This window comes from Kitasatospora sp. NPDC056651, assembly GCF_042792155.1.
Classification (GTDB): domain Bacteria; phylum Actinomycetota; class Actinomycetes; order Streptomycetales; family Streptomycetaceae; genus Kitasatospora.
The window spans coordinates 1-22,518 of record NZ_JBHTWX010000114.1 but is presented as its reverse complement, the minus strand read 5'-3'; the positions used below and the strand labels follow the sequence as shown (position 1 = coordinate 22,518).

General features: G+C 72.8%; 20 protein-coding genes and 2 tRNA genes. 11 read left to right on the top strand and 11 right to left on the bottom strand.

Annotation, left to right across the window (positions count from 1 at the left end; genetic code table 11):
- Nucleotides 1-5 precede the first annotated feature (5 nt).
- Nucleotides 6-215 carry a hypothetical protein gene (locus ACFRAR_RS32055; RefSeq protein WP_380702620.1) on the bottom strand — a complete coding sequence of 70 codons (210 nt, stop codon included), beginning with the start codon at nucleotides 213-215 and terminating at the stop codon, nucleotides 6-8.
- Nucleotides 216-445: 230 nt separating this feature from the next.
- On the opposite strand from ACFRAR_RS32055, the gene ACFRAR_RS32050 reads away from it, so the two are divergent.
- Nucleotides 446-1,252: a phosphoribosyl-dephospho-CoA transferase MdcG domain-containing protein gene (locus tag ACFRAR_RS32050; protein WP_380702618.1), complete on the top strand. Its 807-nt coding sequence runs from the start codon at nucleotides 446-448 to the stop codon at nucleotides 1,250-1,252.
- 34 nt (nucleotides 1,253-1,286) lie between these two features.
- Here ACFRAR_RS32050 and ACFRAR_RS32045 read toward each other — a convergent pair whose 3' ends face one another.
- Nucleotides 1,287-1,490, bottom strand: a complete 204-nt coding sequence (locus tag ACFRAR_RS32045; RefSeq protein WP_380702615.1) for a hypothetical protein — start codon at nucleotides 1,488-1,490, stop codon at nucleotides 1,287-1,289.
- 1 nt (nucleotide 1,491) lies between these two features.
- Nucleotides 1,492-1,752 carry a hypothetical protein gene (locus ACFRAR_RS32040; protein ID WP_380702613.1) on the bottom strand — a complete coding sequence of 87 codons (261 nt, stop codon included), beginning with the start codon at nucleotides 1,750-1,752 and terminating at the stop codon, nucleotides 1,492-1,494.
- Between the two features lie 59 nt (nucleotides 1,753-1,811).
- On the opposite strand from ACFRAR_RS32040, the gene ACFRAR_RS32035 reads away from it, so the two are divergent.
- From ACFRAR_RS32035 to ACFRAR_RS32025, 3 genes are all read left to right on the top strand, one after another.
- Nucleotides 1,812-2,687 carry a Scr1 family TA system antitoxin-like transcriptional regulator gene (locus ACFRAR_RS32035; RefSeq protein ID WP_380702611.1) on the top strand — a complete coding sequence of 292 codons (876 nt, stop codon included), beginning with the start codon at nucleotides 1,812-1,814 and terminating at the stop codon, nucleotides 2,685-2,687.
- Complete coding sequence (locus ACFRAR_RS32030; RefSeq protein ID WP_380702609.1) at nucleotides 2,687-2,890, top strand: DUF397 domain-containing protein; 204 nt, start codon at nucleotides 2,687-2,689, stop codon at nucleotides 2,888-2,890. Before ACFRAR_RS32035 ends, ACFRAR_RS32030 begins: the two co-directional genes overlap by 1 nt.
- Nucleotides 2,891-2,995: 105 nt before the next feature.
- The gene (locus ACFRAR_RS32025; RefSeq protein ID WP_380702607.1) at nucleotides 2,996-3,640 is read left to right on the top strand and encodes a dihydrofolate reductase family protein; all 645 of its coding nucleotides are present in this window, start codon (nucleotides 2,996-2,998) and stop codon (nucleotides 3,638-3,640) included.
- Between the two features lie 50 nt (nucleotides 3,641-3,690).
- On the opposite strand, the gene ACFRAR_RS32020 is transcribed toward ACFRAR_RS32025, so the two are convergent.
- The 4 genes from ACFRAR_RS32020 to snpA (ACFRAR_RS32005) form a co-directional block, all read right to left on the bottom strand.
- Nucleotides 3,691-5,769 carry a phosphocholine-specific phospholipase C gene (locus tag ACFRAR_RS32020; protein ID WP_380702605.1) on the bottom strand — a complete coding sequence of 693 codons (2,079 nt, stop codon included), beginning with the start codon at nucleotides 5,767-5,769 and terminating at the stop codon, nucleotides 3,691-3,693.
- A 179-nt stretch (nucleotides 5,770-5,948) separates the two neighbouring features.
- Complete coding sequence (locus ACFRAR_RS32015) at nucleotides 5,949-6,608, bottom strand: pentapeptide repeat-containing protein (RefSeq protein ID WP_380702603.1); 660 nt, start codon at nucleotides 6,606-6,608, stop codon at nucleotides 5,949-5,951.
- 232 nt (nucleotides 6,609-6,840) lie between these two features.
- Nucleotides 6,841-7,464, bottom strand: a complete 624-nt coding sequence (gene snpA, locus ACFRAR_RS32010) for a snapalysin (RefSeq protein WP_380702601.1) — start codon at nucleotides 7,462-7,464, stop codon at nucleotides 6,841-6,843.
- A gap of 312 nt (nucleotides 7,465-7,776) precedes the next feature.
- The gene (snpA, locus tag ACFRAR_RS32005) at nucleotides 7,777-8,418 is read right to left on the bottom strand and encodes a snapalysin (protein ID WP_380702599.1); all 642 of its coding nucleotides are present in this window, start codon (nucleotides 8,416-8,418) and stop codon (nucleotides 7,777-7,779) included.
- 335 nt (nucleotides 8,419-8,753) lie between these two features.
- On the opposite strand from snpA (ACFRAR_RS32005), the gene ACFRAR_RS32000 reads away from it, so the two are divergent.
- Nucleotides 8,754-9,731, top strand: coding sequence for a LysR family transcriptional regulator (locus ACFRAR_RS32000; RefSeq protein WP_380702597.1), 978 nt, complete (start codon nucleotides 8,754-8,756; stop codon nucleotides 9,729-9,731).
- 70 nt (nucleotides 9,732-9,801) lie between these two features.
- On the opposite strand, the gene ACFRAR_RS31995 is transcribed toward ACFRAR_RS32000, so the two are convergent.
- Nucleotides 9,802-11,040, bottom strand: coding sequence for a low temperature requirement protein A (locus ACFRAR_RS31995; protein WP_380702595.1), 1,239 nt, complete (start codon nucleotides 11,038-11,040; stop codon nucleotides 9,802-9,804).
- Between the two features lie 488 nt (nucleotides 11,041-11,528).
- Nucleotides 11,529-13,235: an ABC transporter family substrate-binding protein gene (locus ACFRAR_RS31990; RefSeq protein WP_380702593.1), complete on the bottom strand. Its 1,707-nt coding sequence runs from the start codon at nucleotides 13,233-13,235 to the stop codon at nucleotides 11,529-11,531.
- Between the two features lie 330 nt (nucleotides 13,236-13,565).
- Between ACFRAR_RS31990 and ACFRAR_RS31985 the strand changes: the two genes are divergently transcribed.
- From ACFRAR_RS31985 to ACFRAR_RS31970, 4 genes are all read left to right on the top strand, one after another.
- Nucleotides 13,566-14,546: an ABC transporter permease gene (locus tag ACFRAR_RS31985; protein WP_380702591.1), complete on the top strand. Its 981-nt coding sequence runs from the start codon at nucleotides 13,566-13,568 to the stop codon at nucleotides 14,544-14,546.
- A 17-nt stretch (nucleotides 14,547-14,563) separates the two neighbouring features.
- Entirely contained in the window at nucleotides 14,564-15,571 is a 1,008-nt protein-coding gene (locus ACFRAR_RS31980; protein WP_380702589.1) for an ABC transporter permease, read from the top strand.
- Complete coding sequence (locus ACFRAR_RS31975) at nucleotides 15,568-17,688, top strand: dipeptide ABC transporter ATP-binding protein (RefSeq protein ID WP_380702587.1); 2,121 nt, start codon at nucleotides 15,568-15,570, stop codon at nucleotides 17,686-17,688. Before ACFRAR_RS31980 ends, ACFRAR_RS31975 begins: the two co-directional genes overlap by 4 nt.
- Before the next feature lie 65 nt (nucleotides 17,689-17,753).
- Nucleotides 17,754-17,827 (top strand) — tRNA-Lys (locus ACFRAR_RS31970).
- A gap of 135 nt (nucleotides 17,828-17,962) precedes the next feature.
- On the opposite strand, the gene ACFRAR_RS31965 is transcribed toward ACFRAR_RS31970, so the two are convergent.
- Together ACFRAR_RS31965 and ACFRAR_RS31960 are read right to left on the bottom strand one after the other, a co-directional pair.
- Complete coding sequence (locus tag ACFRAR_RS31965; protein WP_380702585.1) at nucleotides 17,963-18,847, bottom strand: alpha/beta fold hydrolase; 885 nt, start codon at nucleotides 18,845-18,847, stop codon at nucleotides 17,963-17,965.
- Nucleotides 18,844-19,641 (bottom strand): DUF998 domain-containing protein, encoded by a 798-nt coding sequence (locus tag ACFRAR_RS31960; protein ID WP_380702583.1) that lies wholly within the window; start codon nucleotides 19,639-19,641, stop codon nucleotides 18,844-18,846. Before ACFRAR_RS31960 ends, ACFRAR_RS31965 begins: the two co-directional genes overlap by 4 nt.
- A gap of 124 nt (nucleotides 19,642-19,765) precedes the next feature.
- Here ACFRAR_RS31960 and ACFRAR_RS31955 point away from each other — a divergent pair.
- Together ACFRAR_RS31955 and ACFRAR_RS31950 are read left to right on the top strand one after the other, a co-directional pair.
- Nucleotides 19,766-19,839: transfer RNA gene (locus ACFRAR_RS31955), tRNA-Lys, on the top strand.
- A gap of 224 nt (nucleotides 19,840-20,063) precedes the next feature.
- Nucleotides 20,064-22,469: a transglycosylase domain-containing protein gene (locus ACFRAR_RS31950; RefSeq protein ID WP_380702581.1), complete on the top strand. Its 2,406-nt coding sequence runs from the start codon at nucleotides 20,064-20,066 to the stop codon at nucleotides 22,467-22,469.
- Nucleotides 22,470-22,518: the final 49 nt, after the last annotated feature.

Here is a 22,518-nt window from a genome sequence, read left to right as displayed (position 1 = left end):
CGGGCTCAGCCCCAGGGGTCGCCCTCGGACGTCATGTTCTCGGCGGCGCGCCGGTCGGCCTCCTCCTGGGCGACCCTCTGCTCCGTCTCGCGCTTGCGCTCGATGTCGCTGCTGTACGCGTCGGCGGCCTCGTCATGGGCGAGGGCCGCGCGCTGGGCGGGGTCCTGCCCGGTGGACTCGTGCGGCTTGTGCCGGAACCTGTCGAAGATGCCCATGACTCCTCCTACGAACGGGATGCCGGGCTGTCCCCCACTCTCACACCGGGCTCCCACCGGCGCACCTCGGGCCCGTCCTGCCGGTCGTTCCCTGGTGCGCGCCGACCGGCAGGACGGCCCCTTGAGCCTTTGGTCCCTGGTGGACGCGCCCAACGTCCGTAGCCGGAGACCGCCGACCGGGCGCAGATTGGGGCCGTCGGCGAAATCGACGCCACCCCCTGGAGCCCGCTGTGACCGTCGTACACCCCGGAAGCCACACCCGGCGCACCGCCGAGGACCCGCACGACGGACCGCGCCGCCGGGTCGGCCCGCTGGCCGCGCTGGACGGCCGGCTGCCCGGCGCCCACGACCTGCTGCTGATGCAGTGCCCCAGCTCGCTGCGGCCCTTCGCGGGCGGCGAGCTGCCCGGCTGGGCGCGGGCCGTGCTGCGGGCACACCCCTGGGTGACGGTCGGCCGGGCCCCCGCCGTGGCCGGCAACCCGGTCGACCTGCCGCACCCGCAGCGCTGCACCCGGGACCCGGAGGCCGCGCCCGAACTCTGGTTCCCGGTGACCGTGCGCGGCCCCCGCCCCGGCCAGCGGCTGGACGCGCTCGCCCCCTGGGCGGCGGTGGCCCGGACCCTGCGGCCCGAACAGCTCCCCGACCGCCGCGACCGGCTCGCCCCCGAACGGCTGACCGGCATCCCCGCCCTGGCGCTGCTGCCCGAGGTCGGCCGGCTGGTGGCGGACCACCGCCTGCCCTGGGGCCCCATCGGCGCGGCCGGCTACGAACTGGGCACCGGCCTGCCGGTCACCGGCCCGCTCAGCCCCCTGCGGCTGGTGCTCCGCTGCCCGCAGCCGATCAGCCGGCGCGACGCCCTCCAGCTGCGGCGGGCCCTGAGCAAGCTGCCGGTGCCGGTGCAGGCCGAACTGGAGACCCGGCACGGCTCGGTGCAGCTGGCGGAGTACGCCTCCGGACAGCTCGGCCTCACCCTGCTGACCCCGGACGGGCCCCGCGAGGTCCGCGACCCGTGGTTCCCCCGGGGGACGTACGCCTGAGCCCCGTTGTGGCGGGGGCGTCAGCGTGGTCGTGTCAGCCGGGGTACCGGAGCCTGTGCCGGCCGAGGGTGATCAAGGGCTCCTCGAACGGCTGGTCCGCCAGGTAGTCCGGAGACCAGGCGATGCCCCACCGGGCGCACTTCGGGCAGTTCCACGTCCGTCCGGCCGCGTTGGCGTCGTCGAGCAGGTCGACCGGCCCGGCGCAGTCCTCCGCCGGACAGGCGGGGGAGGACTGCATCTCACGCCCCGCTCTCGGAGAAGCGGATCCGGCCACGGGGCTTGGGCGGGGTCGGGCGGACGACCAGCATCGGGCCGTCCGGGAGGGGTTGGAGACTGGCGGGGTCGACGGTCCGCTCCAGACCGCCGCCGATCGGCCGGACGTAGGCGAGGCCGCCCCGGGTGTCCATGTGGACGACGTGCTGGTCGGACGTCAGGTCCTTGACCAGCTCGCCCACCTGCGGACGGTAGGGCGGCTGGACGGGGGATTCCTTGCGCTTCACGGCGGCAACTCCGTTCCGTAGTTCGATGACTACCCAGAGCGCCCACTGTGAGCTAAGGTATGGAGTTCTTCAACCTGTCAGATCTGCTTGGGGAGAGGGGCTCGACACCTGTGAACAAGGTTGAGCTGGAACCGGATTCGTCGCCTACCGCCAAGTTCGGCGCAGATCTCCGCAGCGCACGGGAGGCGAGGGGGTGGATCCAGGAAAAACTGGCACATGCCATCGGCTATTCCGCCACGCATGTGTCGGCCGTCGAAACTGGTCGTCGCTCCCCAACTGCTCGCTTGTCACGCGAACTTGACAGAGCCTTTGGATTCGACGACTACTTCGTTCGCAAGTCGCGCGACCTCAAGTCCTCCACCATCCTCGAAGGCTTCCCGGAGTACGTCTCGCACGAGTCCAAGGCGGTGGAGCTGAGGCTGTTCGCTCTGGGCATCGTGCCGGGGCTGCTTCAGACCCCGGACTACGCGAAGGCCATCGCTGCGGGCGCGGTCCGACGAGGCAGCATCACGGAGGAGCAAGCCGAGGAGCGGGTCGCCTACCTCGCACGCCGACAGGCGAACCTGCGCCGGGAGGTTCCGCCGCAGATCCATGCGGTCCTGGACGAGAGCTGCATCCGGCGACCGGTGGGCGGGAAGGCCGTCATGGCCGCCCAGCTCGATGAACTGGTGGCCTTCGCCCGGATGCCCAACACCGTGCTCCAGGTGGCGCCGTACGCCATAGGCGAGGATCGATCGTTCGACCTTCCGGTGAACATCATCACCCTCCCGGACAGGTCGCTGATGTCATACGCCGAATCGGCACATCAAGGGCACCTGGAACGGGACAGCGGCGCAGTGCCGTCGATGCTCACGGCCTACTATCAGCTACAGGCCTTCGCGCACTCCCAGGCGGAGTCCGTGGCCGTGGTCAGCCGACTAAGGGAGGAACTGTAGTGACCGCCGAGCCTCAGTGGTTCAAGTCTTCGTACAGCAGCAACGGAGGAGACTGCGTCGAGGTCACGGGGAACCTGATCGCCTCCGGCACCGTTCCCGTCCGCGACTCCAAGGACGCCGACGGCCCCATTCTCAACTTCCCGGTCGACGCCTGGCGATCCTTCGTCTCCGCCGTCCGGACGGGCGAGTTCGGGTCCCTCTGACTCGCGTCGAAAAAATCCGCGGCCCGATGTCAAGACGGCCGCGTCGGCTCCGACGTCATGGTGTGCGGCACCCCGCCGCACATCGACGCGACAGGAGCCCCAGCCGTGGAACAGCTGCTCAGAGTCATGAACTTCAACGTCTCCAGCGACGGCGTCGCGGCCGGCACGGAACAGAGCTTGGAGCTCCCGTTCGGCCTCGACCGTCCCGAGCGGCTCTTCTCCTGGGCCGGCGCCACGGCCAGCTGGCCGATGCGCACCGACCCCGGGGGCAGCCGGGGCCTGGACGACTACTTCACCCGGGACTTCGCCCGCAACATCGGCGCCGAGATCATGGGCCGCAACAAGTTCGGCCCCCAGCGCGGGCCCTGGCAGGACCACGAGTGGCGCGGCTGGTGGGGCGAGCGGCCCCCGTTCCGCACGCCGGTGTTCGTCATGACCCACCACGAGCGCCCGTCGATCACGCTCTCCGACACCACCTTCCACTTCGTCGGCGGCGACCCGGCCGCCGTCCTCGCCCAGGCCCGGGAGGCGGCGAGCGGCATGGACGTCCGCCTCGGCGGCGGGGTCACCACCATCCGGCAGTTCCTCGACGCCGGCCTCGTCGACACCCTGCACGTGGCCGTCTCCCCGGTGGAGCTCGGTTCCGGCCTGAAGCTCTGGGACTCCCCCGACGACCTGCTCGACCGGTACCACCTGGACGTCGTCCCCAGCCCGAACGGTGTGACCCACCACCTCTTCTGGCGCCGCTGACACGAGGGCCCCGCCACCCGGCGACGGGTGGCGGGGCCGACGGCCGGACTTCAGCCGGTGATGCTGGGCGCGCCCGTCTCCAGGTGGCCGGTGAAGCGCTGGGACCAGCTGCCGTCCACGTCCACCGTCACGGTGAAGTCGTACCAGCCGCTGCTGAGGGCCACCGCGTTGAAGAAGTCGCTGACGCTTCCCCCGGCCGGGACCTGGTACGTCCAGGGGCCGTCCGTACGGTAGTTGTTGGAGGCGATGGTGAACGTCATCGGCGTGGAGGCGGAGTTGGCGAGCTTGAAGTACAACGCCTGCTTGCCGCTGCCAGGTTCGACCGCGTACGAGGCCGTCACCGCCGCGTTCTTGCCCGCCTTCGTCGCGTCGCCCTTGAAGCGGCGCAGGAAGCGGTTGGGGCCGACCACGGTCAGGTCGTACGGGCCGCCGCCGAAGTTGGTGCCGCAGTTGAAGAAGTCGCTGGTGCTGCCGCCCGGGTCCACCGTGTACTGCCAGGGGCCGCCGCCGCGGTAGGCGTTGGCGTAGGCCGCGAAGTGGGCGGACTTGACGGCGGTGGCGCCCTTGTTGTCCATCGCGATCCAGACCTTCATCACCCCGCCGGAGCCGAACTCCAGGTGGTCCAGGTTGGCGTTCGGCTGGTACGGCAGGGCGCGGGCCGGGCGGGTGCCGGGTTCCTGGACCGGGAGCTGGTTGTTCACCGGGGCCGGGTTGGGCAGCGGGCCGCAGGCGGACAGGCCGATGGTCTGCGAGGTGTCGGGCAGGGCGGGCAGGCCGTACACCGGGTTGGCGAAGTCGAACACGCTGGTCAGGTCGCCGCAGACGCGGCGGCGCCAGTCGCTGATGTTCGGGCAGGTGGCCGGCTTGCCGAGGGCGGCGGTCCAGACCTCCAGGAAGCGCAGCACCGACGTGTGGTCGAAGGTCTCGGAGTTGACCCAGCCGCCCCGCGTCCAGGGAGAGATGGCGATCATCGGGACCCGGAAGCCGAGCCCGATGGTGGTGCCGTTGTAGAACTCCCCCGGGGTGCCGGCGGGGGCGGCGGGCGGCGGGACGTGGTCGAAGAAGCCGTCGTTCTCGTCGTAGTTGAGGAACAGCACGGTGGAGTCGAAGACGTTCGGGTCCGCGTTGAGCGCGTCGATCACCAGGTGCACGAAGTGCGCGCCGTCGGCCGGGGTGGCGTACGGGTGCTCGGAGGAGGCCTGGTCGGCGACGATCCAGGAGACCTGCGGCAGCGTGCCGGCCAGCACGTCGGCCTTGATCGCGGCGGCGATGTCGTCCGGGGTCCGGCCGGTGACCTTGGGCACCGAGCCCATGCCCTTGACGGCCAGGGCGCTGCCGGCCGGGGCGCCGGAGAACTTCGTGAAGTAGGCCAGGGCGTTGTCGCCGTAGTTGTCGGCGGCGTTCTGGTAGACCTTCCAGCTCACCCCGGCGCCCTCCAGCGCCTCGGCGTAGGTCTGCCAGCGCAGGCCCTTCTCGTCGCCGCCGTCGTAGGCCGGGCCGCCCGCCGCACCGGCCGGGTCGATCTGGCCGGACCAGTGGTAGGTGCGGTTGGGGCCGGTCGCGCTGAGGACGGAGCAGTGGTAGGCGTCGCAGATGGTCCAGTTCTCGGCCAGCGCGTAGTGGAACGGGATGTCCTGGCGGGTGAGGAAGCCGAGGGTGCGGACGTTGCCCTTGGCGGCGACCCAGGAGTCCAGCTTGCCGCTGTTCCAGGCCTGGTGCTGGTCGTTCCAGCCGTGGCTGAGGTCGCCGTTGCACTGGGCGAGGCGCTCGGGGTCGGCGCCGCCGGCCGGCTTGGTCTGGCTGAACTGCCACGGGTACTGGCGGCCGAGCAGGCCGTTGGGCTGGTTGAAGACGCTGTAGCCGCCGGAGATCTGGATGGCGCTGCGGTCGGCGAAGCCGCGCACGCCGCGCAGCGTGCCGAAGTAGTGGTCGAAGCTGCGGTTCTCCTGCATCAGGATCACCACGTGCTGGGCGTCGGTGATGGTGCCGGTCGCACTGGGCGCGGTGGTGCCGGCGGTCGCGGCGGCGGCGCCCGGGGTGGCTCCCGCGGCACCGGTGCCGGCCACCGCGAGGCCCGCCGCGGCGGCGCCGGACAGCGTGACGAACTTCCTACGACTCAACTCGGCCATCAGCCCGGTCCGTCCCTTCGCTGGCGATGTTGTGCACACAAGTCGAGGCTGGCTCGATCGCGCAGCAGTCTCCACCGCCCGCCGAGCGGCCCACCAGACGCTCGCGGCAGGGTTGGCGGACTGTTCGTCCGGGCGTCACCGAATGACGCCCGACTGAACGGGCGGAGCGGGCGGGAGGTTCAGCGGTCCTTGACCTCGATTCCCAGCGCGTGGGCGAACTGCGGTGCCAGGTCCAGTAGTTGGGCGGAACTGATGACCGCGCCGCGCAGCCCCTGGTGGCCGTCGGTGAGGCCGAGCCGGGCGGCGCCGCGCAGGTCGGTCTTGCTGAGCGTCGCGCCGCGCAGCCGGACCTCCTCCAGCGTGGAGCCGGGGAAGGACACCCCGGTCAGCTTCGCCTCCCCGAAGTCCACGTCGCGCAGCAGGCAGTCCTCGAAGACGACGTCCCGCAGGACGGCCGAGCGCAGGTTGACCGCCTCCAGCTTGCAGCCGCGGAACACCACCCGGCGCAGCGCCGAGCCGTACCCGGCGATCCCGGCGAGCACCCCGCCGACGAAGGAGCTGTCCTGCCACTCGGTGTCGCTCAGGTCGCAGGCGACCCAGCGGCCGGCCTGCACCCAGACCTCGTTGAACCGGGCCTGGCGCAGCTTGACCCCGCTGAGCGCGACGCCGGTGAAGGCGCACTCCAGGAAGGCCGCTCCGGCGCCCGACTCGTCGGTGTGCTCACCGCCGTCGAAGTGCGCGGTGTCGTAGCGCTCGTCGCTGCGCAGCGGCCCGGTGTGCGGGCGCAGCAGGTCGGCGTACGGGAGGTCGGCGAGCCGGTCGGGGGTGGCACGGGGCACGGCGGTGGCTCCTGGCGGTCGGGGAGGCGGACTGGTCTCGCCCGCATGCTCGCACGCGGCACCGACAGGGCCCCGCCGCGGCACGGCCCGACCAGGCCTGACCAGGCCCGCGACGGGGCCCGACCCGACCCGGCCGGGCCCGCGACGGGGCCCACGAAGGCACCCCGCGCGGACGCGCCCCGGCCCGGCCGCACCGGGCGGCCGGGCCGGGGCTCGGCACTCATCGCACCGATCAGCCGTACAGCCAGATCGAGTTCACCCGGCCGCGCTCGGTGGTGTTCGGGTACGGGTTGGTGCAGGAGGTGCCCGGGCCGCCGCCGGACATCAGCTCGCTGCACGGGCCGGAGTAGTGGTCCGGTAGGCCGAGCACGTGCCCGGTCTCGTGCGCCACCACGCGCACCGAGCTGTACTGCTGGTTCTGCGCGTAGTCGAGGAAGACGTAGCCGCGCCCGTGGCCGTCGGTGCTGGCGTACGAGCCCCGGCTGTCGTTGCCCTCGTAGTAGCGGAAGTCGGCGGCCGAGCCGGACCGCAGCTGGACGTTGGCCACGGAGCCGTTCCAGATCTGCGCGGCCTGGGATATCTGGTTGCGGAACGACGGCGCGGAGCTGGCGTCGTAGGTGACCACGACGGTCGCCAAGCCAGGGTTGGCCGCCTGCTTGGCCTTGGCGGAGGCCATCACGGCCTGGAAGAAGGCCTGGTTGTTCGCCGACTCGGCGGCCGAGCCGGCGTACGTCGTGGCGGTGTAGCCCTGCACGGCCGGGGCGGCCGGCGCCGCGGAGGCGGCGGTGGTGGGCAGCACGGCGAGGCCGGCCGCCATGGCGAGGCCGAGGGCGGCGGACAGCACGGATCGCTTCATGTGGGGGCTCCGATTCCTGGGGTGCCGTGGCCGGTTGGGGGCCGGCCAGGGGAGGCACCCGGTCAACGGGTGGTGTCCCCAGAGCTTCGGGCAACCCGGCGCGTGCGCGGATGATGCCAACCGGCGATAGCACCGCCCAATACCCCTGCTATGGAGTCGGTTTGAGGTGGCTTTCCCTCGCCTTGACTCAATCGTGCCCCTGGTTTTCCGTTCCGGACGGGGCTAGGCTCCCGTCCGGGGAAGTACCCGGAGCGGCGGGCCGATCGATTCCGGCCGAGCGGCCCGCCGCGCCGAACTCACCTGCTGTCGCTGTCAGTTGCTTGCCGCGAGACCGTTCGCCCAGAGGTAGTCGACCTGGCTGCGCTCGTTGCCGTCGGGGTAGGGATTGGTGCAGGACGGGCCGGGGCCGCCGCCGGACATCAGCTCGCTGCACGGGCCGGAGTAGTCGTCGGGCAGGCCGAGCACGTGCCCGGTCTCGTGCGCCACCACGCGCAGCGAGCTGTACTGCTGGTTCTGCGTGTAGTCGAGGAAGACGTAGCCGTGGCCGTGGCCGTCGGTGCTGGCGTACGAGCCCCGGCTGTCGTTGCCCTCGTAGTACGAGAAGTCGCCGTTGCCGCTGGCCTGCTGGAGCTGCACGTTGCGCTCCGAGCCGTTCCAGATCTGCGCGGCCTGGGATATCTGACCGGCGAAGGAGGGCGCGTTCGCGGTGTCGTAGGTGACGGTGACGTTCAGCAGCCACGGGTTCGCGGCCTGCCGGGCCTTGGCCGAGGCCATCACGGCCTGGAAGAAGGCCTGGTTGTTCGCCGACTCGGCGGCCGAGCCGGCGTACGTCGTGGCGGTGTAGCCCTGGACGGCCGGGGCGGCCGGCACCGCGGAGGCGGCGGCGACGGGGAGGGTCACGAGGCCCGCCGCGAGGGCCAGGCCCAGGCCGGCGGACAGCACGGATCGCTTCATGTGGGGGCTCCGGTTGCACGGTGCGCCGGCCCGCCGGAGCCGGTGGGGGTCCGGTTCCACGGCGGCGCACGGGTGGGGGACCGCTCCGGCGGTGGCCGGCGGCGGTTGCTGTCCACCGAGCTTCGACCCGCCCGGGGCCGTCACGGATGATGCCAACCGGCGATAGCACCGTCGCATGACAGCCGTCGCATGACAGCCGGACCCGCCGGACCCGCCGGCTCCGGGGGCTCCGGGGGCGGTCCACCCGCCGGCCGGTCCGTCGGCCGGCCCTTCGGCATGCCTTGATGCCTGTCATGTCCTTGGCGAGGGGGTGCGGCGGCGTCTATGCTCCCGACGTGGAGCTCGACGTGAGACACCTCCGGGTGCTGTGCGCGATCGCCGACAGCGGCAGCCTCCGCAAGGCCGCGCTCCAGCTCGGCATGACCCAGCCCTCCCTCACCACCCAGCTGCACCGCATCGAACGAGCCATCGGCGGCACGCTCTTCACCCGCGAACAGACCGGCAGCCGGCCCACCGCGCTCGGCCACTCGGTGCTCTCCCGCGCCCGGCCGGTGATCACCGAGATGGCCGCCCTGGTGGCCGCCGCCCGCCAGGAGGCCCGGGACTGCGCCGGGCCCGGCCGGCAGCGGCGGCTGCGCATCGGCAGCGTCGGCAGCCGGGCGGTCGCGGCCTGGCTGCGCCGCGTCCACGAGCGGCTGCCGGACACCGACACCACCATCCACGTGGACATCTCGGCCAGCGCACTGCTGCGGATGGTCGCCGCCGACCAGCTGGACGTGGCCTTCGTGTACGAGAGCGAGGGCTTCCCGCTGCGGGTGCCGCCGGACGCCGCACAGCGGGTGCTGATGGACCGCGAACCGCAGTTCGTCGCACTCGCCGCCGGGCATCCGGCCGCGGCCCGGCCGGTCGTCCACCTGGCCGACCTCGCCGAGGACACCTGGATGGTCGACCCGACCGCCGACCACGAGTACGCGGCGATGCGCCGGGTGTTCAGCGAGGCCGGGCTCAACCCCCGGGTGGTGCAGGTGCGGGACAACGCGACCGCCGCCGAGCTGGTCGCCTCCGGCGAGGCCGTCCGCCCCTGCCAGCCCACCTCACTGCCCGGGCCCGGCACGGTGGTCCGGCCGGTGCACGGGGACCCGCTGGCCGTCCGGCTGCTGTTCACCTGGCGCCCGTGCGCGCTCAGCCCGCCCGCCCTGGACGCGCTGTACGGCGAACTGCGGGCCGCCTACCTGGATCTGGCCAAGGTCAACCCGGCCTACCTGGCCTGGTTGGCGCGGCACGAGCCGGTGCTGCTGGGCCGGACCGGCTAGGAATCCGGCCGGGCCCGGGCAGGACTCAGGCCGAGCCCGGCCGGTCAGGACCCCGGCTGAGTCGGCCCGGTCAGAACTCCGGCCGGGCCGGTTCCGCCTGCCGCGCGGCCTCCCGGCTCTCCCGCCCGTGGACCAGCACGCCCACCGCCACCAGCAGCGCGCAGACCAGCCCCGCCGCGAGCACCCCGGAGCTGCCGAGCGCGGTGCAGGCCAGCACCAGGACGGCCCCGGCCGGTGCCATCCCCTGGGCCGCCACGCCCCGCTTGGTGTGCCGGGAGTGCAGGAACCAGACCGTGACCAGGTAGACGGCGGTGGGCACGGTGACCGTGGCGGTGGCGGCCGCCTCGGAGATCTCCGCCTGGTGCACGGCCGACTCCACCGCCACCTCCAGTCCGGTGCCGATCGCCGCCGCCGAGCCGAACACCAGGTAGTGCCCGTAGCCCCAGACCAGCGCCTGCCGGTTGGTGCGCAGGTGCTGGTGGACGGGCCGGGCGAAGTAGATCCACCAGGCCGAGAAGCAGATCAGCAGTCCGCCCGCCGCCACCGGCATCAGCCGGCCCAGCTCCTCGTGCTCGTCCACGGCCGACTGCACGGCGACCGTCGCCGCCGCCACCGTCTCGCCGAGCACGATCAGGGTGAACAGCCCGTACCGTTCGGCGATGTGGTGCGGGTGCCAGGAGGTCCGCATCCGGAGCTCGGCGACGACCGGTACGGCCAGCTCGCACAGCGCCCCGACCGGGATGGCGTACGGCCGGACGCCGTGCGGGAGGACCAGCACCACCACCCAGCCGACCTGGCAGAGCGTGATGCCCGCCGCGTAGCCCAGCGCGACCTTGCGCGCCGCGCCCTGCTCACCGGCGGCGGCCCGCAGCCACTGGGTGACCATCGCCAGGCGCATCACCACGTACCCGGCGATCGACAGCGTCATGTCCTGGGTGGCGAACAGCCGGGGCACCCCGGCGGCGAGGACCAGCACCCCGGCGATCTGCACCAGCGTGGTGAGCCGGTACGGCACGTCGTCGACGTCGTACGCGGAGGCGAACCAGGTGAAGTTCATCCAGGCCCACCAGATGGCGAAGAACGCGACGGCGTAGCCGAGCCCTCCGGCTCCGTAGTGCCCGGCCGCGAGGGAGCGGGCCAGTTCGCGCCCGGCCTGGCCCACCGCGACCACGAAGCAGAGGTCGAAGAAGAGTTCCAGCGGGGTGGACACCCGGTGCGGCTCATGGCGGTCGCGCGGGACCATCCGGCGCACCGGAGGCGGGTCGACGGGGTGTCTGCGGGGTGCCGCGGCGGCGGGGTCACTGGCCATCGGTGCTGCTCCGGGGGCTCGGGAAGGAGGACCGTCCCGCGCATCCTGGCAGCGCTCCGCGCCCGGCACACCCACCGGCGCGACGGATGTGCGCGCACCGGCACGACGGTGTGCACGCTCGGGCGCGAAGCGGGAAGCCCGCACGCCCTGGGGCGGCGATGCCCCTTTATGTCCCTTTTTCCCTTGCCGTCAGCCGCAGTTGACGCTCCGGTGCGCGAACCGGGTGACAGCGCGGCGGGTTTCCGGGCGCGCCCCGCGCGCTGCCTCGCGCGCGGCCGGAGCGCCGCTAGATTCTTCCCCGGTTGGAAGAGCGCGGGCCCTGCGGGGCCCCACGACACGGGTGGCGTGCGGGCAACGCGGAAGGTCAAGGCGGGTGACGGGACAGCGGAGCGGCCGAGCCGCTCCTCCCCTGTCCCGCCACCCGCCTCGCGATCACCGCGCTGCTCGCCAGCGCCTGCCGGGCGGGCCGCCCGGCCCCGCGGCGGCGGCTACTTCTCCCAGCCGACCTTGCTGTAGTCCTCCGTGGCCAGGCCGAAGGCGCCGTAGTTGGCCAGCCCCTTGCGGGTCGCCACCACGGCCGGCCGCTGGTAGAGCTCGACGGTGTGGCCGAGCTCCCAGATCTTCGCGTCCGCCTGGTTGTAGAGCTTCGCGGCCTCGGCCGGGTCGACCGTCCCGGCCGCCTTCTTCAGCAGGGCGTCGATCTCCGGGGTGCCCAGCCGGGAGGGGTTGCTGAAGGTGTTGTCGCCCACCGGCAGGCGGAAGTTGGCCAGGCCCTTGGAGTTCGGGAACGAGTCGGTGTTGCGCCAGCTCGCGATGTCGAACTTGCCCGGGGTGACGTACTTGGCGAAGTAGTCGTTGGCGGCCACCTTGTCCAGGCTGACCTTGACCCCGATCTGCTGCCACATCGCCGCCGCCGCGGTGGCGAGGTCGAGCTGGGCCTGCGCGGTGCCGTCGCTGAGCACCCAGTGCAGCTCCAGCGGCTTGCCGTCCCTGGTGCGCGGCCCGCCCCCGCCGGCCTCCGCCCAGCCGGCCTCGTCCAGCAGCTTCTTGGCCGCGGCCGGGTCGGACTTCGCCCACTCTCCGGAGTTGTCCTGGTAGCCGGCCTGGTTCGGCATGATGATGTGGTTGCCGAGCGGCTTGAACTCCACCGGCACCCCGTTGTTGGCGATCTTGATCAGCGCCGAGCGGTCGAGCGCCTTGCCGAGCGCCTGGCGGACCTTCTGATCCGCCAGCGCCCCGGTGCCGCCGAAGGAGATGTGCACCTCGTCCCACGGGCTGGCGGCCCGGATCGCGGTGTCCTTGGCGCTCTTCAGCTGCCCGTACGCGGCGGCGGTGCCGGCCGAGGCGAGGTCGATCTCGTTGTTGAGGTACGCCTGGATGCTCGCGGCCTTGTCCATCACCCGGAAGGTGATCCGGTCGAGCTTGGCCCGGGTGCCCCACCAGGCCGGGTCCGGCACGAAGGTGATGGTCTGCGCGGTCTTGTCCGCCGTGCCGATCTTCAGCGGGCCCGCGGTGATCGGGACCTTCTCCACCCAGCCCTTGTTGAAGTCGTCCGGGGTGGCGATGCCCGCGGCCGGGACCAGCGGGCGGAACAGATTCTGCCAGTCCGCGTACGGCTCCGAGAAGGTGACCTTGACCTCGCTCGGATCGGCGCCCTGCTCGACCGCGGAGATCAGCTCGTAGCCGGACGGGTCGTAGATGTTGTACGCCGGGTCCTTGCCGTTGCTCGCCTGCCAGTCGGCCCTGAAGTCCAGGTAGCTCAGCGGCTTGCCGTCCGACCAGACGGCCTTGGGGTTCAGCCGGTACGTGATCACCTGCGGCGAGACCGAGGTGACCTTGGCCTCCACCAGGTAGTCCGGATCCGGCTGGAACGCTCCGGACGCGTCGGTGCGGAAGAGCGAGGGCTCCAGGGCGCGGATGAGGTTCACCGTGTCGGTGTACGAGCCGCCGTCCACCTGGAGCGGGTTCCACTGGGTGATCCACTGGTCCAGCTGGAAGCGGGCCTCCCCGCCGTCCTTGATCTGGTCCAGCGGCTTGGCGTTGATGTCCTGGGAGTCCTGTCTCGGCGGCTCGCTCTTGGCCACGTCGCCGGCCGAGCCACCCCCGCCCGAGGTGCACGCGGTGACCGTGAGCACGACGGCGGCGGCGAGGGCCGCCGCCCGGCCGAGACGGCGGGCCGTGGTGGAAGCGTCCATGAGGGTCCCCCTGGGGTCGATGACGGGAGTCGGGGCGCGCGAGGTGTGACAGGTCTTGATCGTGGGCAGCCAATTCGGCACCGGGCGAGCAGAACGTAACAGTCGATCAGATCCGCCACCAGGGGGAGGAACGCACACCTGATCCAGACGTCACAAGCGGCAACACCACCGCAACACCCCCTCAGCGCACCGGTGCTTCACTCTGACCTGCGGATTGCCAACCCCACTGCCCCTCCCGTCATCTGATGCCCCGTCCGGGGCCCGGACCGAAGGCCACTCGATGCCCACCAGACGCGTCGGCCCCACCCGCACCGCCGCGGGCGGCCGTTGATGCTCCGCTACCTGGCGAAACGGCTGCTCTACTACGCGGTCCTACTGGTCGCCGCCGTCTTCCTGGCGTACGCGATCTCCGCGAACGCCCTCCAGCCGCGCACCTACTTCGAGGCCAAGGTCCCCCGGCCGTCCGCCGCTTCGGTGGAACGCCAGCTCACCGCACTCAACCTGAACGACCGCACCCCGGTGGTCGAGCGCTTCGGCCACTGGGCCGGCGGGCTGCTCCACGGCGACCTCGGCCGGACCATCCACGACACCCCGGTCACCGAGGACTTCGGCCGCCGGGTCTGGGTCTCGCTGCGGCTGCTGCTGCTCGGCAGCCTGCTCGGCATGGCGCTCGGCGTCGCCGCCGGGGCGTGGAGCGCGGTGCGCCAGTACCGGATCTCCGACCGGCTGCTCACGGTGCTGTCCTTCGTGCTGCTCTCCACCCCCGTCTTCCTGGTCGCGCTGTTCCTCAAGAACGGCGCGATCGCCGCCAAGGACGCGGCCGGCCACGAGGTCGTCCCGTTCACCGGCTACGAGACCCCCGGACTCTCCGGCGGCCTCGGCGCCCACCTCGCCGACTGGGCACTGCACCTGCTGCTGCCCACCATCTCGCTGGCCCTCGGCGGCCTCGCCACCTACAGCCGCTACCAGCGCGGCACCATGCTCGACGTGCTCGGCTCCGACTACCTGCGCACCGCCGAGGCCAAGGGCCTCACCCGCGGCCGGGCGCTGCTGAAGCACGGACTGCGGACCGCCGTGATCCCGATGTCGACGATGTTCGCCTACAGCTTCCTGGGCATCTTCACCGGAGCGATCTTCACCGAGACGATCTTCGGCTGGCACGGCACGGGCGAGTGGCTGATCCAGTCGATCAACGAACAGGACGTCAACTCGGTGGTGGCGATCAACCTGTTCACCGCCGCCGTCGTCCTCGCCTCCGGCTTCCTCGCCGACACCCTGCACGCCGCCCTCGACCCGCGCGTGCGGTCCTGACCGGAGGAAGAGCCGAGATGACCACCGCCACCACCGGGTCCGCCGCGCCCGAACCCACTGCCCCCGAACCCGCCGCCCCCGAACCCGCCGCCCCCGACTCCGCCGCCCCCGCGCGGCCGCCCCGGGCCGCCGGCCGCGGCCGGCTCGTCCTCGCCCGGCTGCTCGCCGCCCGCGGCGCCGTGGTCGGGGCCGTCCTGGTGCTGCTGCTGTTCGCGCTCGCCTTCGGCGGGCCCTACCTGACGCGCTGGGACTACACCACTCCCGACTTCTCCGCACTGCACCAACCCCCTTCCGCCGAGCACCTGTTCGGCACCAACGGGGTCGGCCAGGACGTCTTCGCCCAGACCGTCCGAGGCCTGCAGAAGTCGCTGGTCATCGGCCTGCTGGTGGCCCTGTTCTCCACCCTGCTGGCCTCCGTGGTCGGCGCCTGCGCCGGCTACTTCGGCGGCTGGGCCGACCGGGCGCTGATGTTCCTGGTCGACCTGCTGCTGGTCTTCCCCGCCTTCCTGGTCATCACCATCGTCTCGGCCCGGCTGAAGAGCGCCGGCTGGATCGCCTTCGTCCTGCTGCTCGCGCTCTTCAACTGGATGATCACCGCCCGGGTGGTCCGCTCGATGACCATCTCGCTGCGCGAGCGCGAATTCGTCCGCGCCGCGCGGTTCATGGGCGTGCGGCCGCTGCGGATCATCAGCCGGCACATCCTGCCGAACGTCGCCTCCTTCCTCATCATCGACGCCACCATCGCGGTCGGCGGCGCCGTGATGAGCGAGACCGCGCTCTCCTACTTCGGCTTCGGGGTCAAGCCCCCGGACGTCTCGCTCGGCACCCTGCTCGCCGCCGGGACCGGCGAGGCCCCGGTGTTCCCCTGGCTGTTCTACTTCGCCGCCGCGCTGCTGGTGCTGTTCGTCCTCGCCGTCAACCTGATCGGGGACGGGCTGCGCGACGCCCTCGACCCCACCTCGGGGGCCACGCCCCGCCGTTCCCGCCGTTCCCACCGCTCCGCTGCCCGGAGGAAGCACCCGTGACCACCGCCACCGCCACCGAAACCCCGCTGCTCACCGTCCGCGGCCTGCGGGTCGACTTCGCCGGGCCCGACGGCCCGGTCCCCGCCGTCCGCGGGGTGGACCTCACCCTGCGGCGCGGCGAGACCCTCGGCATCGTCGGGGAGTCCGGCTCCGGGAAGTCCGTCACCGCGCTGTCCGTGCTCGGGCTGCTGCCCCGCACCGCGAGCATCAGCGGCTCGGTGCGCCTGGACGGACGGGAGCTGGTCGGGCTGCCGGGCCGGGAACTGGCCGCGATCCGCGGCCGCCGGATCGCCATGGTCTTCCAGGACCCGCTCTCCGCCTTCACCCCGGTCTACCGGATCGGCGACCAGATCGCCGAGGCGGTCCGCGTCCACCAGCGGGTGGACAAGGCCGCCGCGCGCCGCCGGGCCGCCGAACTCCTCGACCTGGTCGGCATCCCGGCGCCCGACCGGGCCCTGGACAGCTTCCCGCACGAGTTCTCCGGCGGCATGCGCCAGCGCGCCATGATCGCCATGGCCGTCGCCAACCAGCCCGACATCCTGCTCGCCGACGAGCCCACCACCGCGCTCGACGTCACCATCCAGGCCCAGGTCCTGGACGTGCTGCGCACCGCCCGGCGGGAGACCGGCGCGGCACTCGTCCTGGTCAGCCACGACCTCGGGGTGATCGCCGGCACCGCCGACCGGGTCGCGGTGATGTACGCCGGACGGGTGGTCGAGACGGCCGGGGTGGACGAACTGTTCGCGGCCCCGCACCACCCCTACTCGCTCGGCCTGATCGGCGCGCTGCCCCGGCTGGACGGGCGGGGCGGTCCGCTCGTGCCGATCCCCGGCAGCCCGGCCCCGATGGCCGAACTGCCACCCGGCTGCCCGTTCGCGGCGCGCTGCCCGCTGGTGGAGGAACGCTGCACGGTGGCCGAGCCCGAGTTGGACGGGACGGCCCTGGACAGGACGGGCCTGGACAGGACGGCCCCGGACGGGAGGGGCGACCACCTGTCGGCGTGCGTGCGGTCCGCGGAACTCGCCGAGCGGCGGCCCGCACCGGCCGAGGTCTACCCCGTCCCCGCACTGCCCGACGTGACCGCCGGCCCCGGCGACCGCTCCGCCCGGACACCGGTGCTGTCGGTGCGCGGCCTGGGAAAAACGTTCCCCCTCCTCAAGGGCACGGTGTTCAAGCGCAAGATCGGCGAGGTGTACGCGGTGGACGGCGTCGACCTGGACCTGAGGAAGGGCGAGACCCTCGGCCTGGTCGGGGAGTCCGGCTCCGGAAAGTCCACCACCCTGTTCGAACTGCTGAACCTCGGCGCCCCGGAGACCGGCCGGATCGAGCTGCTCGGCCGCGACACCGCCGCGCTCACCCGGGCCGAGGCCCAGCGGCTCCGCGCCCAGGTGCAGATCGTCTTCCAGGACCCGATGGCCAGTCTCGACCCCCGGATGCCGATCGGCGACATCGTCGCCGAGCCCCTGCTCGCCCAGCGCGCCCCGCGCGAGGAGACCGCCCGCCGGGTGCCCGAGCTGCTCCGCCAGGTCGGGCTCGACCCGGAGCACGCCACCCGCTACCCGCACCAGTTCTCCGGCGGCCAGCGCCAGCGCGTCTCGATCGCCCGGGCACTCGCCGTCCGGCCCGAGCTGCTGGTCCTCGACGAACCGGTCTCCGCGCTGGACGTCTCCATCCAGGCCGGGGTGCTCAACCTGCTCCAGTCGCTCAAGGCCGAACTGGGCCTGTCCTACCTGTTCGTCTCGCACGACCTCTCGGTGATCCGGCACCTCGCCGACCGCGTCAGCGTGATGTACCTCGGCCGCACGGTCGAACAGGGCGAGGTCTCCGCCGTCTTCGACCGCCCCCGCCACCCCTACACCCGCGCCCTGCTCTCCGCCGTCCCGCTCCCCGACCCCGCCGCCGAGCGCGCCCGCGACCGCATCCTGCTGGCCGGCGACCCGCCACCGGCCACCGAACGCCGCACCGGCTGCGTCTTCCGCACCCGCTGCCCGCGCTACGCCGCCCTCCCGGACCCGGCGGACCGGAGCCGCTGCGAGCAGGAACGGCCGGCCCTCGCCGACGACGCCCCGGGAACGGACCACCAGGCAGCCTGCCACCACCCCGCGACGGTCACCTGAGGTCATCACTCGAACACGATTCGGCGGAACGGGTCGGCGCCGTGTAAAGTCTCCGACGTCAGCAAGCGCCGCTAGCTCAGTTGGTTAGAGCAGCTGACTCTTAATCAGCGGGTCCGGGGTTCGAGTCCCTGGCGGCGCACATGGCAAGGTCTCAGGCCGTCCACTCCGGTGGGCGGCCTGAGGCGTTTTCCGGCGGGGAAGACTGTTCCCCGCGACCTCTCCCGACCCCGACCCCGGCCCCGGTCGCCGTGAGCCGGCCCGGACCGGCCGCCGTTCAGCGGGTGTCGAGCACGGCCGAGGCCACCGCGTCCGGACGGTCGAACATCACCAGGTGCCCGGCCGGGGCGGTGGTGCGGAAGTCGGCTCCGAGCAGCGCCGCCAGCTGCCGCTGCCGGGCCAGCCACTCCTCGGTGCGGCCGGTACGGCAGCCGTCGTCGGCGGCCAGCACGGTGACCGGCAGGTCCTCGGCCAGCGGCCGGGTGCGCCGCAGCTCGTCCAGCTCGGCGGCCGTGTCGAGGTAGCGGCCGTTCTCCCGCAACAGGGCGCGCAGGGCCCGTCCGGTTCGGTAGCAGTGCCGGACCAGCGGCGCCGGGGCGAGGTCCTCGCGGCGGACGGTGGACCGCCGGGCCGTGGTCCGGCGGACGGCCGGGCCGAGCAGGTAGGGCACGGCGAGGGCGGTGGCGAGGCCGGCCGCCGCCCGGGCCGCCAGGTCGCGGGCGGTGGGCGCCGGGTACGGCCGGGCCTGCGGTTCCACGCTGCCGTCCACCAGCACCAGCCCGGCGGTCCGCTCCGGGTGCAGCCGGGCGAAGGCCTCGACGTGGAAGCCCGCCAGCGAGTGGCCGACCACCGTGCAGGGCCCGCGCAGCCCGAGGCCGTCCAGCACCGCCCGTATTCGCCGGGCCTCACCGGCCGCCGTCGGCGCGGGCCGGCCGGTGGCGGGCTCGGCGGCGCTCAGCCCGTAGCCGGGCCGGTCGAAGCGGACCACGGTGCGGTAGGGGGTGAGGAAGGGGACGACCAGGTCCCAGTCGAACCAGCTGCTGCCGAGGCCGCCGGAGAGCAGGCAGACCGGGCCGCTGCCCTCGGTGCGGACGTGCAGCGGGACGCCGTCGATGCGCAGGAAGCGCGCCGGCGGGCCGGGCACCGCTCCGGACGTGGTCATGCGGGCCTCCGTTCGGGAAGCGGCTCGGCCCGTCCGACCCGCCCGGCTTCCGCCGCTTCCCCGTCCGGCGCGTCCGAATCGGCGCAGCGGGCGACGCCCAGGGCCAGCAGGCCGAGCCAGAGCGCCACCAGCAGCACCTGGAGCCGCTGCCCGGCCCCGAGCGCCCAGGTGCCGTGACCGGCCTGGAAGGCGGCGATCGAGGCGAGGCTCCACGCGGTGGCGAGCAGCTCGGCGCCCAGCAGCCAGGGCCCGAACCGGCGCACCGGCGGCCACCAGCCGTGGCGCCGGGCGGCCGCGGTGAGCGTGACCAGCGCGGTGAGCGCGCCGGCCATGGCGAGGCTGCTGGTCACGGCGTGCGCGGTGTGGGTGGCGGGGACGAGCCCGGCGGTCTCCCGGGCGGCACACATCTCGTCGCTGGTGGGGGCGCAACTCAGCGGCAGCCGGGAGTCGGCGGCGGTCGCGGCGCCGAACAGGGCCAGCGCGCACCAGCCGGCCAGCGCCCGGCGGCTGCGCCGCGAGGCCCCGGCCCGCCCGGTGACGAGGGCGGTGCCGGCGGCGGCGAGCAGGCTGAGCCCGGCGGCCAGGTCGGTGGCCCGGAACAGGCCGCCCAGCGGCTGGTCCTCGGCGGCGAGTTCGCTGATGTAGGCCTGCACCGGGTCGAGCCCGGTGCTCAGCACGACCTCCAGCACCCAGGCGGTGTACGCGACGGCGCTGAGCAGCAGCAGGGCGGCGACCGCCGTCCGCGCGGCGCGGCGTCCTGGCTGTCGGGGGTGTCCTGGCTGGGGGCTGGGCACCGTTCCACCCTAACCAGCGGCGAACTCCGACCCAACCGGAAGGAAAGGGGACGGATCGGACGGCGCCGGTCGGGGACGGTTCGAGGCACCCCCCGGAACCGTGTATTGTTTTCCAGGTCAGCAGGCGCCGCTAGCTCAGTTGGTTAGAGCAGCTGACTCTTAATCAGCGGGTCCGGGGTTCGAGTCCCTGGCGGCGCACAGACAGTTGGGGAGTCTCTCGCAACAGCGAGAGGCTCCCTGATTTTTTGCCCTCCGACGTCCGTTTTGCGTGTGATGTCGGTCTCGATTGGCGATCCGCCGGAGCCATCCGGCCCATTCTGTTCGTCCAGGGCAGTAAAACCGGAATCGGGACAAAGGTCCCCAACCGCCGATGTCCCCGTCCGTGCAGGCCGCTTCGACGTGCCCGCAGGAAAGGCCGCGCCTTGTCCAGAAACGCTCAGAGCGGCCGTAGCGCGCCGTCGATCAGTCTCCGGCCGGTCAAGCGGCTCAAGCGCTCCGCCGGCCCGGCCGGTGGATCCGGTGGGTCCGGCGGCAAGAAGCCGCGCCGCCCGAAGCGCACCGGCTGGCGCCGGCTGATACCCACCTGGCGGATGACCCTGCTCGGCTTCGGCTCGGCGCTGCTGCTCGGCATCGGTCTGTTCGCGCTGGGGATCGCCCTGGTGAAGGTGCCGGACGCGCACGCCGCCGCGACCGCCCAGAGCAACACCTGGCTCTACTCGGACGGCTCGGTCATCACCCGCACCGGCCAGACCAACCGGCAGAACGTCACCCTCGACAAGGTCTCCCCCGCCGCCCAGCACGCCGCGCTGGCCGCCGAGGACCGCAACTTCTACAACGAGGGCGCGGTCAACGTCCAGGGCCTGGCCCGGGCCGCGATCAACACCGCCAAGGGGCAGGGCACCCAGGGCGGCTCCACCATCACCCAGCAGTACGTGAAGAACACGTACCTGAACCAGAAGCAGTCGATCACCCGCAAGGTGAAGGAACTGTTCATCGCCATCAAGGTGGACGCCACCGAGAGCAAGGAAGAGATCCTCTCCGGCTACCTGAACACCTCCTACTACGGCCGCGGCGCCTACGGCATCCAGGCCGCCGCCCAGGCGTACTTCGGCGTCGACGCGTCCGCCCTCGACGCCGCCCAGGGCGCCTACCTGGCCACCCTGCTGAACGCCCCGAGCGCCTACGACGTGGCCACCGCCACCGCGGCGGGCAAGCAGAACGCCGTCAACCGCTGGAACTACGTGCTCGACGGCATGGTCAAGGAGGGCTGGCTCTCCGCCGAGGAGCGCGCCAAGACCACCTTCCCGGACGTCCGGAACCCGCAGCCCAACCCCGGCCTGTCCGGCCAGGCCGGCTACCTGGTGGACGCGGCCACCCAGTACCTCACCTCCAGCGGCGTGATCAACGAGACCGAGCTGGCCAAGGGCGGCTACACGGTCAAGCTGAGCATCGACCCGGCCCGCCAGCAGGCCCTCCAGGACTCCGTCCAGGCCCAGCTGCACGACAACCTGAACCCGGACAAGCGGAAGAGGGACGCGGTCGCCCAGGCCGGCGCCGCCTCCGTGGACCCGAAGACCGGCGCGGTCGTCGCCCTGTACGGCGGCACCGACTACGTGAAGCACTACGTCGACAACGCCACCCGGCGCGACTACCAGGCCGGCTCGACCTTCAAGGCGATCGCCCTGGCCGCCGCCTTCGAGAACAACGCCAAGACCCAGGACGGCCGCACCATCACGCCGAACACGGTCTACGACGGCACCAGCGGCCGGAAGGTCCGCGGCGGCAAGGGCACCCCGTACGCGCCGCCGAACGAGGGCGACAAGAGCTACGGCCAGATCACCCTCCAGCAGGCCACCGACTGGTCGGTCAACTCGGCGTTCGCACAGCTCGCGCAGGACACCGGGCTCCAGAAGGTCAAGGACACCGGCGTCGCGCTGGGCCTGCCCGGCAGCACCCCGGGCCTGGACCCGGTGCCGTCCATCCCGCTGGGCGCGGCCACCCCGAGCGTGCTCGACATGGCGGGCGTGTACGCCACGCTGGACAACGGCGGCAAGCAGATCACCCCGTGGCTGGTGCAGTCGGTGGACCGCGAGGGCGAGAACCTCGCGCTGCCCGCGCACAAGACCACCCAGGCGATCAGCACGGACACCGCCGACCAGGTCACCTCGATGCTCCAGGGCGTGGTGAGCGACCCGGGCGGCACCGGCTGGCGAGCCAAGGCGCTGGGCCGTCCGGCGGCGGGCAAGACCGGTACCACCGACGACCAGAAGTCGGTCTGGTTCGTGGGCTACACCCCCGAGCTGGTCACCTCGGTCGCCCTGTTCGGCCAGGACCCGGGCACCGGCGCCCAGGTCAGCCTGAGCGGCGTCGGCGGCATCGACGGCGCGGCCGGCGGCCAGTTCCCGGCCCAGATCTGGACCAGCTACATGAAGGCCGCGCTCAAGGGGCAGCCGGTGAGCGACTTCGCGACCCCGGCCGGCGGCAGCTCCTCGGGCCCCGCCGACCTGCCGACGGCCCCGAGCACGCCGAGCGACGCCCCGTCGACGAGCGCCCCCACCGTCGCTCCGAGCACCGGCCCCACCACGGCGCCGGCCGACGGCTCGAACACCCCGTCGGGCGGCACCGACGGCGGCGCGACCACCGCGCCGACGGTTCCGGAAACCACCCGGCCGAGCCCCCAGCCCACCCGGCCGACCCGGCCCACCTCGCGGCCGACGTCGACCCCTCAGCCGACCAAGGAACCGACCTCGCAGCCGACCAGCCAGCCCACCGGCGGCGGCTCGGACACGCTCGCGGGGACGGGCGCCTCGGCCGGGAACCTGGGGTAGGGCGCGGCCGCCCGTGATCAGGGCCCCGCCCACCAGGCCACCGGCACTG